The sequence below is a fragment of the Paenibacillus helianthi genome (genome assembly GCF_001909055.1).
Classification (GTDB): domain Bacteria; phylum Bacillota; class Bacilli; order Paenibacillales; family Paenibacillaceae; genus Paenibacillus_AQ; species Paenibacillus_AQ helianthi.
Genome location: NZ_LVWI01000114.1, coordinates 46,206 through 62,638, shown reverse-complemented (window position 1 = coordinate 62,638; position 16,433 = coordinate 46,206). Strand labels below are relative to the sequence as shown.

The following is a 16,433-nucleotide window of genomic DNA, read 5'->3' as shown; positions in this document are numbered from 1 at the left end:
TGCTTGCAGATATACTCTGATTTCTTCCTTCGCATGAGAGTCAACCCATCTCTGCCAGTCTGGCGATGATTCTTCTTTTGCGGTAGAGCATCCGGGCGGCCTCGGCCACATCCTCCAGCGCCTTACGGTTGATATAGGCCCCGAAGAACATCCCCGCTACAGGGACAGCCTGCAGCATCTTTTTCCAGCCCCAATTGTCCCGGTACACCGTGATGACCTCCCGCCAGCCCTGAATCCTGGACACGGCAGCCTGGGTTCCGGCAGTAATATCGCCGTCGCCACCTGCCTGCAGATTAAGCTCCTTCAGGATGGTTCGCTTGCCCACAATATCGGAAGAGGCAAACTGCATCACCTTGACGGCAAATATCCGTTCTGCTTTATCTGTAGGATTGTAGCCATAGCAGAGGCCAATCTCCTGAATGACTTTAAGGGACAGGCCCAGAATCGCGGGGATGTCCGCCGCCAGCGTGAACAATCCGCCGAATCCCGTCGTCGCTCCTTGCGCGGTGGCGACGTTCCTGCTGCTCATTGTAAGCTGCCGGGCAGCATTATCCATCACCGCCAGCGGATATGGTCCCTTCCCGGTCCCTCCGGCCGCGCGGCTCCCGGTCTCCATTAACACCCCAACCTTGCGCCCGGCTACGAGATAGTTGCCCCCATTCTGGATATAGCCTCCCAGCTCGTCGAGCAGCTTGCCCAGCTTCTCATGAATAAACTTCGGCGTAAGCTTATCGAACAGCTTGAACGGCAGCCTGGTGATGCGGTCCCAGATCATTAGCTGGTTCTGTTCCTTTTCCCACTTCATAATTTCGGCAAGCGCGGCATTCAGCTCCTCTACAGTCTCCAGATACGGCCCGGTGGTTTCCGGCATCTCTAAGCCCCCTTAATGATACTTGTTCGTTTCAATAGTACGTTCGTTGCAGGCAATCGGTTCTGTTCACTTTATTAACCCGTTTGTGGACACTTGAAAGATTAAGGGATTATAGGCTGTCAAGAACCTCATGCCACCAATTTGCTCACCTGCGCCGAATTCAAGGGTATTTATACCTTTCATTCCACCATTTTGCTCTCCTGAGCCGAATTCAAAGGTATTTCTACCTCTCATTCCACCGTTTTGCTCTCCTGAGCCAAATTCAAAGGTATTTCTACCTTTCATTCCACCAACTTTGCTCTCCTGAGCCGAATTCAAAGGCATTTATACCTTTCATTCCACCATTTTGCTCACCTGAGCTGAATTCAAAGGTATTTCTACCTCCCATGCCACCAATTTGCTCACCTGCGCCGAATTCAAAGGCATTTCTACCTCTCATTCCACCAATTTGCTCGACTTGGTTCCGTAGTTCATTTAGCTACTTCGGGGTTCTAAAAGAACAGCTTTTGCATAACAAAAAAGCATTCCCGGATAATACCGGAAATGCCTGAGCTTCAAATATCTACTGTTTGGTGCCTCTATTTGCTGCTTCTGCGAGAGCGAGCCTCTTTTTCTCATCAGCCAGTCTTTCCTTGGTCAGATCCACCCCATGGCCCCCAATCGAGCCCTCCGGAGCATGGCTCACTGCCTCCTCCGCGTGCGTTAGGCTGTTCTCAGCCTGCATAAGCATCTGATCATTCGGATGGCTGAGCGCCTGGGATACAGAGTTATGCAGCGTGGTCACCGCATCCTGCGCCTGATCTACCGTACTATTGGTCCGGAGGCTGGATTCGTAATGCTTCATCTTGTCAACCGCTCCCTTCTGTCTCACTGTTCAATCCTTTTTAGGATGGATAGAACAAAGGTTTTTATACATTCCATTTGTAACTCCCGCATCAAATAACGGCTTATTCGGTGGAGTTATTTTCGATTTCGGTAAAGTTTGTAATCGCTCTGTTAAATAATTTAAATTCGATTGAAACCCATTTCGCCTGGCTGTATGATGATCACAAACAACAAGAATCAATATGAAAACACAAGAAAACAAATTCCTAATGTAAGGAGAATGGCAGATGAAGAATCAAATTTACCTGGCAAGAAATAAAACGGTGTATAAAGGCAATCTGCATCTCCACACCACATGGTCTGACGGCTCACTCCCGGCAGCGGAGACTGTCCAGGTGTTCAAGGAGAAGGGCTATCATTTTATTTGCATAAGCGATCATGATGTCTATTCCAGAACGGATGAGTTCAATACAGACCATTTCATCACGATTCCCGGAATGGAGCGGGGCGGGCTCAACCCTGTACCTGATAAGGACCCGGGCTACCACTTCGGAGTTCTGGATGATCCCACCGCACAGCCTGTGCAGCCAAGATTCCAGCATCTCGAGAGGTTCCCGGTTCCCATTCCCTGGGAGGGGGATCAGTCCCCGCAGGTGCTGATTGATGAGATGATTGCCCACGGTAATCTGGTGATTTTCAACCATCCGGAGTGGCATCTGACGCGCTTTGAGGACATGGTCAACTACGACGGATTTTTTGCCGTTGAAATCTATAACCATGCAACGGAATGGTCTACGGTCAGCTCCTATGGAGCTGCTTATTGGGATCACGCGCTGCAGAACGGCAAACGGGTGTATGGCATCGCTGCGGACGACTCCCACGGACACGACCGGAATTGGGCGTTCCCTGAATACGGCGGCGGCTGGGTTCAGGTTCAATCGGAAGCGCTGACGCCTCATGATATTGTGACCAGTCTTAAGGCAGGCAGCTTCTATTCCAGCACCGGACCGGAGATCTACGATCTTCGGGTGGAAGACGGACAACTCATCATTGAATGCTCCCCCTGCAAATTCATTATGTTCAAAGCATTCCCGCTCCGGGGGCCGTTTGTCGGCAATTATCAGAACGGTGAACCCCTGACTGTCGCCTCGATGCCGGTTGAACCGGAGATGCAGTATATCCGGGTGGAGTGCATTGATTTTGACGGAAATGTAGCGTGGTCCAATCCGGTGTTTGTAGCAGATTTGCTGGAGGGGGACGAATAAGGATGACGCCGGTGATTGTTCTGGACAACCAGAAACGCAAGTATAAAGGCAATCTTCATACACATTCTACGCGCAGCGACGGGCAGTACTCTCCCGAAATGGTAATGAACGCCTATAAGAATAATGGCTATGACTTTATGTGCCTGAGCGATCATGAAATCTATTTCAAGTCAGATGACTATGATGATGAACGCTTCATCATGATAGACGGCTACGAGATGGCTTGTGAGATGAGCAGACAGGAGACAGGCCAGCAATACCATATCCATGGACTGCTCGACCGGACGCTGCATTCGGCCCAGGAGTTCGGGCATGACGAAGAGCATGCAAAGCCGGATTACGAGGACCTGGACACCATTCAAAGCTTGATCGGTGAAATGCGGGACAAGGGAAATCTGATCATTATGAATCATCCGGAATGGTCCAGAAATACGCCGGAGGATCTGCTGCGGCTGGAGGGCTATTTCGCCATCGAGATATACAACCATCAGTCGGAGCTTGATGAGGCGGTTGGATATGGGGTTCATCATTGGGACTATTTGCTGAAGCACGGCCGCAAGGTGTACGGGATCGCCTCGGATGACGCACACGGCGGTGACATCGACATTGCGATCTCTGAATTTTTCGGCGGATGGGTGTGTGCTGAAGCGGAGAAGCTGGAGCAGCAATCTGTCATTGATGCCTTAAAAGCCGGTCAATATTATTCGTCGAACGGCCCTGAAATCTATGACCTGCGGGTGCAGGATGGCTTCCTGCAGATTGAATGCTCTCCGGTCAAGTTCATCAGATTCCTTACACATCCCGGCAATGGCCGCAACATATACAGCAAGGAGGCACTTCCCGTCAGCCAGGGCTCCTACCGGATAGAGGGCAACGAGCAATATATCCGTGTGGAATGCGTGGACTTTGACGGGAAGGTGGCCTGGTCTAATCCTATTTTCCCGGCCGACCTTCCGCACGGAGCCCTTGAATAGGGTGGACAGCTTAGAATGGCAGTTCCGCAGGGACATGAAAAGGCTTGTCCTGCCTTCGATTCTACAGATGCTAATAGGGAATTCATTCTCGCTGATCAATACGCTGATGGTGGGCAGCATGGGCGATTCCGCCATAGCGGTTATGGCCGCCTCAGGTCAGATCAACTTTATTCTCGGGATGATTCTGTCCGCCATCTTCGGCATTTCTGCCTACATCACCCAATTTCATGGGAAAAACGATTCCGCCAATGTGAAAAAGGCCTTTGGACTCATGCTTATCTCCAGTGTCGCTATCAGCTTAACTGCATTCATATTAGTCTCCTGCTTCAAAGCTCCCATCCTGTCGCTATTTATCAAGGATAAGGACGTTGCTGCTTACGGCGTTCAATATGTATCCGTCATCGTATTCGTCTATCTGATCAATTCGGTTAAGGATGTATACGGAAATGCACTCGGCTCGATCGGAAAAATGAAGCTGATGCTGGTGGTTGGCATGATCGGAATGCTGGTCAATGTCCTGCTGGACTACACGCTTATCTATGGAAAGCTTGGATTTCCCAAGTTAGGCATTGTTGGAGCGGGATGGGCGACACTTGCTTCATCCATTCTCAGCGCAGGTATTTTAATAGGCTATGTTTATGGAAGGAAGTACTACGTCAACGTTACGCTGCGGGAGATCTTCTCCTTCCATTGGCCGTTTGTAAAAAGAGTGTATGCCACCACACTGCCGCTCATGTTCCATGAAGGCATGTGGTCGGTCGGGAATATGCTGTATGCGCTGGCCTTCGGTCATATTGGCGTGGCGGCGCTGGCGACCTATCAATTGGCGAACACGTTCAACGGCTACTTCATGATGGGGATCTATGGCTTTGCTTATGCCGCAAAAGTAATGGTCGGCCAGAAGCTCAGCCAGGACGACCGGAACGAGGCGGTACTCTATGCCCGGAAATTCACTCGGATCGCCTTGTATTCCGCATTGGCCATGAGCGCTGGAATTCTGATTCTGAGCCCATATATTGTTCACTTATTTCCTAATCTCAGCCGTGAAGTGCAGTCGTCATTCCGTCATATCATGATCATTCAGGCAATCGTTATGGTCATGTTCTTCTTGAACAATCTATGGATTGTCGGACTGTTCAGAGCGGGCGGCGACAACCTGTACACGATGAATCTGGTCCTGGTCACCACATGGCTGATAGCCTTGCCTCTAGTGTTTGCTGGAGCTTATCTATTTCACTGGCCGGTGGAATGGGTATACCTGATGTTTTCACTTGAGGAAGTATCGAAGGCATGTATCGGATTCTTCAGATACCGCTCAAATAAATGGGCACGCAACCTTGTCCATAACCTGTAGGAGGAACCATGGAACAACCTTATTTATTACTGACACCCGGTCCCCTGACGACAACCTCATCCGTTAAAGAAGTCATGCTAAAAGACTGGTGCACCTGGGATAGCGACTACAAGGACATCGTTCAATCGATCAGAAGCAGGCTGCTTCAGCTGGGACAAGCACCCGAAGAAGAGTATACCGCAGTGCTGATACAAGGCAGCGGGACGTTCGGGGTCGAGGCGGTGATAGGCACCGCAGTACCGGGTGACGGCAAGCTTCTAATCCTCGCGAATGGTGCCTATGGGGAGCGCATCCAGGAGATCGCCCGTGTCCTTGGAATCCGGCATCGGACGCTTGAATATGCACCTGATGAGCTTCCCGGTGCAGACCAATTGGACGCCGTGCTCAAGCAGGACAACCTAATTACTCATGTAGCCTTCGTCCATTGCGAGACAACGACAGGGATTCTGAATCCGCTGGAAGCACTCGTTCAGGTAATCAAGAATCATGGGAAAGTAGCCATCGTCGACGCCATGAGCAGCTTCGGCGGTACGCCTATAGCGGTCGGGGAGCTCGGCATCGATTATCTGGTCAGCAGCGCGAATAAGTGTATCCAGGGCGTCCCGGGCTTCAGCTTTGTGATCAGCAGGAAGAGTGAGCTTATCGAATGCAAGGGACGAGCAAGATCGTTATCCCTGGATTTGTTCGATCAATGGCAGGTAATGGACAACGATGCAGGCAAGTGGCGCTTTACTTCTCCTACGCATGTTGTCCGGGCATTTTATCAGGCGTTGCTTGAATTGGAAGAAGAAGGCGGGGTCGAACAGCGATGTGCAAGATACACCAGGAATCAACAGACACTGGTGCGATTCATGGAGCAGGCAGGCTTTAAGGCCCATTTGCCCGCGTCTGTCCACTCCCCTTTTATCACTACTTTTGAATATCCGGATCTTACATCATTTACATTCGAAGCATTCTATCGATTTCTAAAAGAAAAGGGCTTCGTCATCTACCCCGGCAAATTAAGTAAAGCGCTTGTGTTCCGGATCGGAACCATCGGCGATGTGCACATAGAGGATATTGAAAGGTTATGCGAGGCGGCAGCTTCTTATCTAACTACCCTGCGACTGGAGAGCTGATATGACGAAAAGAGTGCAAGGAATCATTATGGACTGGGCAGGAACCACGGTGGACTATGGCTGCATGGCTCCTGTTCAAGTGTTCCTCGAGATCTTCCATTCCAAAGGAATAGAACCGACTATGGCAGAGGTGCGGGCCCCCATGGGTCTGTTGAAATGGGATCACCTGAAGGCCATGCTCGAAATGCCAAGGATCGGCAGGCTGTTCGAAGAGCGCTTGGGCCGTCCTTATACAGACAGTGATGTAGACGAGATGCATGAAGCGTTCGAACCGAAGCTGCTGGGAATTCTGCACCGGTTCTCGGAGCCCATCGGGAATGTGGTGGATGTCGTCGATCAGCTGCGGCAGGAGGGCTTGAAGATCGGCGCTACCACCGGATATAACGATACGATGATGAAGATTGTGGCACAGCATGCGCGGGAGAAAGGCTATGCACCGGACTATTGGGTAACGCCGGACTCGGTGAACGGCAAGGGCCGTCCCTATCCCTATATGATTTACTCCAATATGATTGAACTGAATATGGGAATGCCGTCACAGGTCGTAAAGGTTGGAGACACGGCGTCCGACATGCAGGAAGCTAGAAATGCCGGTGTCTGGGCGGTGGGTGTGGTTAACGGCAGCTCGATGCTGGGCTTAACGCAAGAAGAGACCGCCGCAATGGAACCTGCTGTCCTAAGGGAACTTGCCGAGGCTGCCAAACAGCAATTCATGAATAACGGAGCGCACTATGTGATTGACCGGATATCTGATCTGCCAGACATTATCGCACGGGTGAACCGCCGGCTAGGGGAAGGGGCTATGCCTTGTGGACTTTAGAGCCAATACGAGAACGGAGGGGGATATTAACTTATCCTCAGAGCGGCGAAGCTTTCAAGAAGCCTGGCTCAGTCCCGAAACGAAGGAAGTATTAGCAGAAGACAGCCGTTATTTCCTCCACCAGTCCATGTCGACGCCATGCCTCAATGTCATTACGAATGCGGAAGGCATCTATCTGGAAGATATGGACGGCCGCAAGATCATGGACTTCCACGGGAACAGCGTACATCAGGTCGGGTATAAGAACCGGTATGTTCTGGATGCAGTTATGGCCCAATTGGAAAATCTCCCTTTTCTGCCCCGCCGCTTTACCAATCCGGTAGCCATCCGGTTAGCGCAAAAGCTGGTCCAGCTGGCTCCAGGCGATTTGAATAAAGTATTATTCACACCCGGCGGAACAAGCGCAATCGGACTTGCGCTGAAGCTCGCCCGTAAGGCAACGGGCAAATTCAAGACCCTATCCACTTGGGATTCGTTCCACGGCGCAAGCCTGGATGCGATTTCCGTGGGGGGAGAAGGCGTGTTCCGCAATGGAATAGGGCCGCTCTTGCCGGGGTCGGAGCATATGATGCCCTATAATTCCTACCGCAGTATTTTCGGAGATCACGATGATGGCACCTATTCCCTTAACTATCTGGAGTACATGCTGGAGAGAGAAGAGGATGTGGGAGCTATCATCCTGGAGCCGGTTCGGAGTACGGACGTGCAGATTCCTCCTCAAGCTTACTTCCAGAGGCTGCGCCGGCTCTGCGATCAATACGGTGTCCTCCTCATCTTGGACGAGATTCCTACGGCATTCGGAAGAACAGGAACGATGTTCGTTCATGAGCACTTCGGAATCGTGCCTGATATTGTAGTGATTGGCAAGGGCTTTGGTGGCGGAGTGTTCCCCATGGCCGGGATTATTGTCCGGGAAGGCCTGGATGTGGCACAGGACATTTCACTTGGACATTATACACATGAAAAGAGCTCTGTGGGCTGCGCAGCAGCACTCGCCACCATTGAATTCATCGAAAACAACGGCTTGCTGGAGCATGCCGTACAAATGGGAGCTTACCTTCAGCAGCGGCTTACGGAGATGATGCAAAGGCACGAAGCGATAGGCGATGTGCGTGTCATAGGAATGCTGGCAGGAATTGAACTGGTAACGAATAGGCACACGAAGGAAAAGGCGGCCGGACATACCGAAAAAGTGATGTATCTCTGTATGGAGAGAGGCCTGAGCTTCAAGGTATCGAATGGAAATGTCATCACGCTTGTCCCGCCCTTAATTACCACTCAGCAACAATTGGACCAGGCATTGACGATTATTGAGGAAGCTATCGATATAACCTTCACCACATAAAAACAACTTTAAATGACTAAAAAAACAACAAAAACAATATTAAACAACAACAAAACAAAAATAATACGTGGTTTTAATCCCAGGTTTACATGTCCCCTTTATACTAAGCTTGTACAGGAAAACAAGAAATGTGAAAAGGCCATAAGGAGGACTTCGAGGAATGAAGAAGCTTGTTGTTACTGCTTTGAGTGTAGTCTTGAGTACAGGACTGTTGGCGGGATGCGGATCGGGTAACGAACCGGCAGAGGCAACATCGGCAGGTGAGGCGAAGATGAAGGAGATTCAGATTTCTGTCCGTGAGAGTACTTGGGGAGCGCGCAAGGACAACTTCATCGAGGCGGAGAAGCGCCTGAACGAAGAACTGAAGGCTGACAATGTTCATGTAAAGATCGACTGGTGGCCGGGAATCGGCGATGACGAGCTCATTCTTCAGGCCCAGGCTGGAAAAGTAGCCGATATCTTTATGAATTCCAGCGTGGATATTGGCTGGGAGCTCAATGCCGGTATCATCCGTGATGTGGATTGGGTTAAGGATTCTAAAGTATTCAAGAATGTGCCGGATTCCTATACCAATATCATGAAGTACGACGGTCACTACTATGGGGCTATTCAGGATATGGATGCTTCCCCGGTATTCATCAGCCGCAAAGCACTCGAAGGCCTCAGCTGGACGAAGGAGCAAATCGATGGCTTAAGACAGCGTGTGGACTCCGGCGACTTCACATTCGGGGATCTCGAAAAGCTGGCTGAGGAAGCGAAGCAGAAGAACCTGGTCAAGATGGGATTCGCAGTAGAAGATACACGTTTTGAAGGCTGGAATTACGCATTTGGCAACTACAATTATAATGTCGATGAGAATAAAATGGTGCTGACCAAAAAAACCAAGGACGTCTATGAATTCTGGGCGGATGCAGTGAAACGCGGCATTATCAACGAATCCATCGGCGATGTAGACACGGATAAGGCAGCGCCTATGTTTGTTAAAGGTGAGATTTTTGCGGAATTCGCCCGCACCGAGTTCTATCAGATGATGCGTGAAGCGAATGGCATGCAGAACGACCTAGAAGGCTTCAACACCTGGTTCAATAAGAATATCGTCTGGATCCCTATTCCCTCTGCTGAAAAGGGCGGCAAACCTGTATCCTACAGTAACCCGGCTATGATCTACGTGGGGCCAACGGTTGATGACGAGAAAATGCCGTATGTCCAAAGATTGATCGAGCACGTACTTGATCCGGACCTGCAAATCAATCACACGCTGGTCAGCGGCAAACTGCCGGTAACACCGGAAGCGCAAGAAGACAAACGCTTTAAGGAAATGGACTTCTATAAGGATCATGCGTACCTGCTCGAATTCACGAAGACCCGTCCGGCTCAACCGGATTACGCAACCTATACCAAATCCTACATTTTGGGTGTGGATGCCATCCTGACCAAAGGCCAATCCGCAGAACAGGCATACGAATTGTTCCAGAAGGATGCGAAGCAGAACGTACCTTCCGATCATCTCATCATTGAACAATAACAGCCTGGGATTCACTCTACGGGAAACGGATACCGTCCTTTGTAGGACTGCGTAGCCGTTTCCTCTTGTTCCATATTATGAAGGCGGGTGAAGGATCGGCATGGATCACACTACAGTTCAACCTATCTACAAAAAACCGTTTAAAAAGAAGATGTACCCTTATTTCTTCATCATGCCGTTCGCGGCATTGGTTCTTGTTTTCTTTGTCTTGCCGGCCATCGCAACTATCGCCATGTCCTTCACGGATTTGAATGCGTCGATGAAGCCGAAATTCGTAGGACTCCAAAATTTCACAAGAGTATTCTCAGACTATAATCTTCCGGCTATTTTATGGAATACAGCTATTTTCTCCATCCTGTCCTTATCGGTCTCCCTGCTCTTTGCACTGATTATATCCATTGCCACCCAGTACTTCCTCAAGGGAAAAATTACGGCTGTCATCTACAGAGTGCTGTGGCTCATTCCCAGTATTATCCCCGCTGTCGTCTATGTAACCTTCTGGAAGTATATCTTTGATCCTACGGAGGGTGGCCTAATCAACCGCATCCTGCTTCAACTGGGAGTAGAGTCCGATCCTGTGTCCTGGTTCTCCAAGGCTGCAATGGGAATTGTCATCCTGGCAACTGTCGTGTCCACGATATCCGGCGGTATGATTCTCTTGTCCGCAGCGATCAACTCGATACCCGAGGACTTGTACAAAGCGGCAAGAGTAGACGGCGCAAGCGAGAAATCCGTCATTATGAAAATCATTTTGCCCACCTTAAAGTGGCCGTTAATGTATATTACCATCTCGGAGCTGATCGGCTTTGTATCCTCCTATTTCTTTATCATGCTACTTACAAACGGCGGTCCGATGAGAGATACGACAACCTTGTCCCTGTACGCTTATCAGCAGGCCTTCAATCTGAAATATTATGGCTATGGAGCAGCGGTGTCGCTGATTGTTGTAATTATCTCTTTTATCCTAACGCTACTCTTTTTGCGGTTATTTGATTTTGACCAAATGATCAAACCTTCAAGAATTGAAGACTAATCCGGGAAGGCGGCAGTCTGATGTCGACCAGTACGCTTAAGAAGTTGCTAGTGCACACCTATATGACATTATTTACGTTGCCGATTATCGCGATGATTATCTGGTATTTCCTGGCAGCGACGATGAATTTTACGACAGGGCAGTTTTCAATCGACAACTTTTCTTTCTTCACAGAGCCTGTTGAATATGCCGGGGTGAAGCTCCCCTTAATATGGCCTATTGTACTTAATACCCTTGTGTATTCCTTTTTGATTGTCCTGATCGAAGTCTGCATCTCTGTACCGACGGCATACGCCTTCTCCAGGCTGGACTTCAAAGGAAGAGTATCTGCGATGAAATTTCTGTTTCTGATGAGATCTTTCCCGGGGATCACACTCATTATCGCGACCTTTTTCATCCTCGTTCAAATGAATCTGGTCAATACGTATACGGGTGTATTATTGGTCGCGGTTACCGGTTCCCTTCCTGGGCGGGTCTATATTATGAAGGGGTTCTTTGATGAGGTGCCCTGGGATATTGAGTGGGCGGCCATGGTCGATGGATGCACCCGCTATCGGGCGTTCAAGAAAGTACTTGTTCCCTTCGTGCTGCCCGGGATTGGCGCTATATCTGTATTTTCCTTTCTCGGAGCTTACGGTGAATGGTTCCTGTTTAAACTGCTTATTTTCAATGACGATATGCTTACACTGGCCGGCTACTTGTCCAAGTTGGTGACCAAAGAGGACCAGATTATGAACTATGGCCTCATAACAGCGATTGGATTATTCTACACACTCCCCATCATTCTGTTCTACATTTTCACCCAGAAGATATTCATGAAGGTCAACTTGGGAGGGGCTAAGCAAGTATGATTACCTTAAGAAATATTGTAAAAGAATACGATGGCAAGCAAGACAGCGGCAGAGCGGTAGACGGCCTGAATCTCGAAATTAACAAAGGCGAATTCGTAGCGCTGCTCGGTCCCTCCGGATGCGGGAAGACTACGACACTTATGATGCTCGCGGGGCTGCTGAAGCCGACTTCGGGAGAGATTCTCTTTAACGGGAAATTGGTCAATCATGTGGAGCCCAAGGACCGCAATATAGGCATGGTGTTTCAGTCCTACGCGCTCTATCCCCATCTCTCTGTCAGAGATAATATCGCTTTTCCGCTAAGAGAACGGAAGATTCCCAAGCAGGAAGCGTATGAACGGGCTAAAGAAACGAGTAAAATCCTGCAAATTGATCACTTGCTTGACCGCAAGCCCTCACAATTGTCCGGTGGACAACAGCAACGGGTGGCTATGGCCCGGGCACTCTCCAAAAATCCTGAAATCTTATTGCTGGATGAACCCATGTCCAATTTGGACGCACGCCTGAAACTGGATGTCCGGGACGAGATCCGCAAGATTCAGCGGAATTTGGGAGTGACCACCATTATTGTGACTCATGACCAGGAAGAGGCGCTGGCCATATCCGACCGGGTCGCCATCCTGAACGGCGGCCAGATTCAGCAATACGCGCCTCCACATGAATTGTTCAACCATCCGGTGAATCTTTTCGTAGCCAGCTTTCTGGGCAACCCGCCGATGAATCTTGTTCAAGGAGAGCTCAGAGAGATGAACGGCAACCAGGTAGTCGTTACGGAAGGCTTCGAATATCTGTTGCCGGCTGACCGGAGACTGGATAAAGCGCATATGGGGAAATCCGTTAAGTTCGGGATCAGGCCGCATGATATCGCGATTTGCTCTCCGACGGATCATCAGAGGATTAAAATGAAGGTAGATCTGGTTGAGCACCTGGGCAGCGGCAAGCTGGTCAAAGTGATTGATCCGTTAGGGAAGCTGGATACGATGATCCGGCTGTTGACCGGCAATGAGGCGGAGATCGAGTCTGGTGATGAAGTGTACATCAAATTCAAAGAGAACAAATTCCATCTGTTCGATATGAACGATAACGGCCGCAATTTATTGCAATATAAATAAGTTGAACTTAAAAAACATAAAAAAGGTAGGAGTGCGGAGGGGAAGTTTGGAACTGTAGGAGCGATAGCGACCGCCTGAAAGCTTTCCGTAGGAAAGCTCGCATCGGAAGCATAAACAGTCTGCGGATTTCCACCGCGAACAGCGGTATAAATCAAGAAATCTGCAGACAACAGCGGCCGGAAGTCCAAACATTCCCCGCAGTTACGACCAGATCCTAATATGAAAATCTAAAGTTCAACTTATATAGATAAAGACGAGTGCTTGAGGATGTTATGAATGCCCTTTATTATTAAATGAAGAGCCGATATAATAATAGTTCATAACGTGAAGGGGGTAGGGTAGGGTGTCTCTTGCCAGCGAAGAAAGAAAAGAGACGATCATGACTCTCCTGAATGAGAGAGGTAAAGTGATCGCAAACGAGCTCTCTTTGCTGTTCGAAGTGTCCACTGAAACGATCCGCAGAGACCTCGACGAGCTAGAGAAAGAGAATAAATTGAAAAAGGTATATGGCGGTGCGGTTAAATTCAAGGTTGAAGTGGAGCCGCCTCTCCTGGAAAGAGAGGCCATTCATGTTGAAGCTAAACGCAAAATTGGCATCCTGGCCGCAGGACTCATTGAGGACAATGATGTAATTGTGGTGGATGAAGGAAGCACAGCGCTGCAAATCATTCATTGCCTGGAAGGCAAGCAGCATTTGACCATCTTAACGAATTCCGTGCCTGCCCTTATGCTGCTCATTGAATTTCAAAAACGCGGGACGTTCAACGGGAAGCTTATCTTCATTGGCGGTGAAGTAAGCGCCAAGCATCTCCGGGTATCCGGCCCGATCGCCGAGAAGGTTCTGGAAGGTTTCTATGTGAATAAATCCTTTGTCTCTGTTGATGGTGTCTCCTTGGAGAACGGTATCACAAGCTATGATTACGAGAAGGCTGTATTCACAAGACAAATGATCCGCAACTCAGAGATGGCGATCGTAGTCGCCGATTCCTCTAAGATTGATAAGCGTACCGTAGCCAAAATAGCCGATCTGGATGAAATCCACATGATCGTAACGGATCAGGCGCCTTCACCCAAGTGGAAGGCGCCATTACAGAAAATGGCTGTACAGTGGATCTATCCCCAAGGTGAAATCTAAACCAGGAACATGGCGACGATCGTAGTCGCCATAAGGCCAAGCAGGACCGGCTTCAGGTTGCGCCGGGCCAGTTCAAAGGGGCTGACGCCGCAGATGGCAGCCGCAGGAATAAGCGCCCACGGAATCAGGGTGCCGCCGCCGACCCAGATGGCGGCCACCTGTCCCAGGGCGGTCAGCGTCGCCGCGCCGGAATGGATAGCGGCGGCGAACAGCTGGGCAATCGAGCCGGCCAGCGAGATGCCGGAGAAGCCGGAGCCGTCGAGGCCGGTGATCGCACCGATCGCCGTCATCGTCACGGCTCCCACTGCGCCGTTCAGCGGCACGTGATCCGCGAGGGCTACGCCCAGATCGTTCACGATGCCGTGTGAGCCATTCGGCAGCACCTTGCCGAACAGCTCAGTGAACGCCGAATCGCCTAGATAGAAGAAAGCAGCGATGGGAATCACTGGTCCAAACACCCTGAAACCAAAGGTGAAGCCTTCAATCAGGTAAGCAGTGATTTTCTCCAGCCCCTGATTACGGTGGGCCATCAGTGTAACCGAGATTAGAATCAGTACAGCAGTGCCGCCCACCAGTGCTGTGGCATCCCCGCCTTGCAGGCCCAGCGCGAACATCGCCGCCACGTCGAGCAGGAAGAGTAGCGGGATGGCGATAGCCAGCGCTTGCCGGAGCCGGGCGTCCAGCAGAACCGGCCGTTCCTCCCCGCCTTCACTCTCCGGCCCTCTCAGCCTGCCCGTGCTGCCCTTAAGGGGAATCAGGCCATCTCTCCATGTACCGTTCCTCTGGTCGCGGCGCATCATCCAGAATGCCGCAACGGTGGTTACCAGCCCCATCACAAGAACCAGCGGGATACTCGCTTCCATCACACTAGATACCGGAAGACCGGCAGCATCTGCGGTGAGCTTCGGAGCGCCTTGAATAATATAATCTCCGGACAATGCTATCCCGTGACCGAACAGGTTCATGGCTACAGCGGCCCCAAGTGCAGGTAACCCCACCCGCAGAGCCACTGGCAGCAGCACCGCCCCCACCAGCGCAACAGCAGGCGAAGGCCAGAAGAAGAAAGAGGTTACCATCATAATAAGTCCAATGCCCCAATAAGCCATTGCCGGTGTACGAATAAACCGGGTAAGCGGGGCAACCATGGTCTCGTTAATGCCAGTAATCATTAGAATCCGGCTCATCGCTACAATAATAGATATAATCATTATGGTCCCTAACAGCTCTTTGGTCGCATAGACAAATGCGTTGAAAATCCCTGATACCGAGCCGCTGAGCGTCTCTGTAGCAAACAAACCCAAAGCAAAAATCCCGGCCACACAGATCATCGTCGTATCACGCCGCCGGATCAGCAGCGCAATAATGAACACAATAAAAACCAGGTAAACCCAGTGTATCGCCGTAAGCTGAATGCCCATTATTGCATACGCCCTCTCTTCACCCTGCAGGTTGGTGCTATATGCTATGCAGGAGAATAGGCGGTTGTTCGCTTGAGCCTTTTACAGCAATTTGTTGGATCTTCTGGCCCTCATCAGCTGAATCTGGTGCAAGAAGTCATGTGCGGCTACCCCGTCTACCGGGTTCGGTGCAGATTCTGCCCCCTGAAGCGAGGCTTCCGAAGCAGACAGCAGTTTTCTCGATAAAATAGGGAGCGCAGACTCCCAGGCATGCCGCCTCTCCGCTGCCGCGCTTGTCTCCTCTGTCTGTTCTTTCAGGTTTTCTGCATCCTTAAGTTTGCTGATCCCCGCTCCCTTCGGGCTGGCCCATAGAGAACCTACGGTAACCGTACCGTCCGTGTGAATAATCAGACTATGGCTCAAGGTTTTCCCTCCACTTAGCTGCTGCAGCGGGTTCGGGCTCCTCTTATCCGTATGAATATGCTGATCAATGGTTCCATACACTTTACTCCGCAGGGCAGAGTCTTTGGCCATCTGCTGAAGGATGTTTGGCGCAATGATCATTTCCTGCCCGCTACTTATACCGGAATGCTCCGGCTCTTTATCGTCTGGGGAAACGGTCTGAATACGCACTTTAATCCCATATTTCCGCTTGATCCGCTCCGCCTGATCCTGCGTTGCCGCATTAACCGCTGCCAGGGTTTCATTAAAACTGAGCGCAGAAACCGGGGTAGACGGGTGGAACTCCTGCTGCTGTGGAGGCCGGGTCAAAGAAACGCCCTGGATTCCCGTAATAGGAATATACATA

At 50.4% G+C, this 16,433-nt stretch carries 17 protein-coding genes; 11 read left to right on the top strand and 6 right to left on the bottom strand.

What is annotated here, in order from left to right; all coding sequences use genetic code 11:
- Positions 1-40: 40 nt before the first annotated feature.
- From A3844_RS31145 to A3844_RS31135, 4 genes are all read right to left on the bottom strand, one after another.
- Positions 41-871: an EcsC family protein gene (locus tag A3844_RS31145; protein WP_074100122.1), complete on the bottom strand. Its 831-nt coding sequence runs from the start codon at positions 869-871 to the stop codon at positions 41-43.
- Positions 872-937: 66 nt separating this feature from the next.
- Positions 938-1,156 carry a hypothetical protein gene (locus tag A3844_RS31140; RefSeq protein ID WP_074088377.1) on the bottom strand — a complete coding sequence of 73 codons (219 nt, stop codon included), beginning with the start codon at positions 1,154-1,156 and terminating at the stop codon, positions 938-940.
- Positions 1,146-1,310, bottom strand: a complete 165-nt coding sequence (locus A3844_RS32990; protein ID WP_167374794.1) for a hypothetical protein — start codon at positions 1,308-1,310, stop codon at positions 1,146-1,148. The genes A3844_RS31140 and A3844_RS32990 overlap by 11 nt, the downstream gene beginning before the upstream one ends.
- A gap of 123 nt (positions 1,311-1,433) precedes the next feature.
- Positions 1,434-1,715 (bottom strand): hypothetical protein, encoded by a 282-nt coding sequence (locus A3844_RS31135; RefSeq protein WP_074109539.1) that lies wholly within the window; start codon positions 1,713-1,715, stop codon positions 1,434-1,436.
- 268 nt (positions 1,716-1,983) lie between these two features.
- Here A3844_RS31135 and A3844_RS31130 point away from each other — a divergent pair, with 268 nt between their 5' ends.
- From A3844_RS31130 to A3844_RS31080, 11 genes are all read left to right on the top strand, one after another.
- A complete protein-coding gene (locus A3844_RS31130) occupies positions 1,984-2,961 on the top strand; it encodes a CehA/McbA family metallohydrolase domain-containing protein (protein WP_074100120.1) in 978 nt (325 codons plus the stop codon).
- Between the two features lie 2 nt (positions 2,962-2,963).
- Positions 2,964-3,935: a PHP domain-containing protein gene (locus A3844_RS31125; RefSeq protein ID WP_074088374.1), complete on the top strand. Its 972-nt coding sequence runs from the start codon at positions 2,964-2,966 to the stop codon at positions 3,933-3,935.
- A 1-nt stretch (position 3,936) separates the two neighbouring features.
- On the top strand, positions 3,937-5,289 hold the full coding sequence (locus A3844_RS31120) for an MATE family efflux transporter (protein WP_074109538.1): 1,353 nt from the start codon (positions 3,937-3,939) through the stop codon (positions 5,287-5,289).
- Positions 5,290-5,297: 8 nt separating this feature from the next.
- Complete coding sequence (phnW, locus tag A3844_RS31115; protein ID WP_074109537.1) at positions 5,298-6,407, top strand: 2-aminoethylphosphonate--pyruvate transaminase; 1,110 nt, start codon at positions 5,298-5,300, stop codon at positions 6,405-6,407.
- Position 6,408: 1 nt separating this feature from the next.
- Positions 6,409-7,227, top strand: a complete 819-nt coding sequence (phnX, locus tag A3844_RS31110) for a phosphonoacetaldehyde hydrolase (protein ID WP_074109536.1) — start codon at positions 6,409-6,411, stop codon at positions 7,225-7,227.
- Complete coding sequence (locus A3844_RS31105; RefSeq protein WP_074109535.1) at positions 7,217-8,572, top strand: aspartate aminotransferase family protein; 1,356 nt, start codon at positions 7,217-7,219, stop codon at positions 8,570-8,572. The genes phnX and A3844_RS31105 overlap by 11 nt, the downstream gene beginning before the upstream one ends.
- A gap of 160 nt (positions 8,573-8,732) precedes the next feature.
- Positions 8,733-10,097 (top strand): extracellular solute-binding protein, encoded by a 1,365-nt coding sequence (locus A3844_RS31100; RefSeq protein ID WP_074088369.1) that lies wholly within the window; start codon positions 8,733-8,735, stop codon positions 10,095-10,097.
- Between the two features lie 100 nt (positions 10,098-10,197).
- Positions 10,198-11,130: a carbohydrate ABC transporter permease gene (locus tag A3844_RS31095; protein WP_074109534.1), complete on the top strand. Its 933-nt coding sequence runs from the start codon at positions 10,198-10,200 to the stop codon at positions 11,128-11,130.
- Between the two features lie 20 nt (positions 11,131-11,150).
- A complete protein-coding gene (locus A3844_RS31090) occupies positions 11,151-11,981 on the top strand; it encodes a carbohydrate ABC transporter permease (RefSeq protein ID WP_074109533.1) in 831 nt (276 codons plus the stop codon).
- Positions 11,978-13,093, top strand: coding sequence for an ABC transporter ATP-binding protein (locus tag A3844_RS31085; protein ID WP_074109532.1), 1,116 nt, complete (start codon positions 11,978-11,980; stop codon positions 13,091-13,093). The genes A3844_RS31090 and A3844_RS31085 overlap by 4 nt, the downstream gene beginning before the upstream one ends.
- Before the next feature lie 343 nt (positions 13,094-13,436).
- The gene (locus A3844_RS31080; protein WP_074100111.1) at positions 13,437-14,228 is read left to right on the top strand and encodes a DeoR/GlpR family DNA-binding transcription regulator; all 792 of its coding nucleotides are present in this window, start codon (positions 13,437-13,439) and stop codon (positions 14,226-14,228) included.
- Here A3844_RS31080 and A3844_RS31075 read toward each other — a convergent pair.
- Together A3844_RS31075 and A3844_RS31070 are read right to left on the bottom strand one after the other, a co-directional pair.
- Positions 14,225-15,646 carry a hypothetical protein gene (locus A3844_RS31075; RefSeq protein WP_074109531.1) on the bottom strand — a complete coding sequence of 474 codons (1,422 nt, stop codon included), beginning with the start codon at positions 15,644-15,646 and terminating at the stop codon, positions 14,225-14,227. The two genes, A3844_RS31080 and A3844_RS31075, sit on opposite strands and share 4 nt — an antisense overlap.
- Before the next feature lie 81 nt (positions 15,647-15,727).
- Positions 15,728-16,432 (bottom strand): DUF6033 family protein, encoded by a 705-nt coding sequence (locus A3844_RS31070; protein WP_074100109.1) that lies wholly within the window; start codon positions 16,430-16,432, stop codon positions 15,728-15,730.
- Position 16,433 lies beyond the last annotated feature (1 nt).

Bases quoted from the DNA above. Each gene is read 5' to 3' on its own strand.
- phnW (WP_074109537.1), top strand. From the start codon at position 5,298: ATGGAACAACCTTATTTATTACTGACACCCGGTCCCCTGACGACAACC.
- A3844_RS31135 (WP_074109539.1), bottom strand. From the start codon at position 1,715: ATGAAGCATTACGAATCCAGCCTCCGGACCAATAGTACGGTAGATCAG.
- A3844_RS31130 (WP_074100120.1), top strand. From the start codon at position 1,984: ATGAAGAATCAAATTTACCTGGCAAGAAATAAAACGGTGTATAAAGGC.
- A3844_RS31125 (WP_074088374.1), top strand. From the start codon at position 2,964: ATGACGCCGGTGATTGTTCTGGACAACCAGAAACGCAAGTATAAAGGC.
- A3844_RS31090 (WP_074109533.1), top strand. From the start codon at position 11,151: ATGTCGACCAGTACGCTTAAGAAGTTGCTAGTGCACACCTATATGACA.
- A3844_RS31140 (WP_074088377.1), bottom strand. From the start codon at position 1,156: ATGAAAGGTAGAAATACCTTTGAATTTGGCTCAGGAGAGCAAAACGGT.
- A3844_RS31085 (WP_074109532.1), top strand. From the start codon at position 11,978: ATGATTACCTTAAGAAATATTGTAAAAGAATACGATGGCAAGCAAGAC.
- A3844_RS31070 (WP_074100109.1), bottom strand. From the start codon at position 16,432: ATGTATATTCCTATTACGGGAATCCAGGGCGTTTCTTTGACCCGGCCT.
- A3844_RS31095 (WP_074109534.1), top strand. From the start codon at position 10,198: ATGGATCACACTACAGTTCAACCTATCTACAAAAAACCGTTTAAAAAG.
- A3844_RS31100 (WP_074088369.1), top strand. From the start codon at position 8,733: ATGAAGAAGCTTGTTGTTACTGCTTTGAGTGTAGTCTTGAGTACAGGA.
- A3844_RS31145 (WP_074100122.1), bottom strand. From the start codon at position 871: ATGCCGGAAACCACCGGGCCGTATCTGGAGACTGTAGAGGAGCTGAAT.
- phnX (WP_074109536.1), top strand. From the start codon at position 6,409: ATGACGAAAAGAGTGCAAGGAATCATTATGGACTGGGCAGGAACCACG.
- A3844_RS31075 (WP_074109531.1), bottom strand. From the start codon at position 15,646: ATGGGCATTCAGCTTACGGCGATACACTGGGTTTACCTGGTTTTTATT.
- A3844_RS32990 (WP_167374794.1), bottom strand. From the start codon at position 1,310: ATGAGAGGTAGAAATGCCTTTGAATTCGGCGCAGGTGAGCAAATTGGT.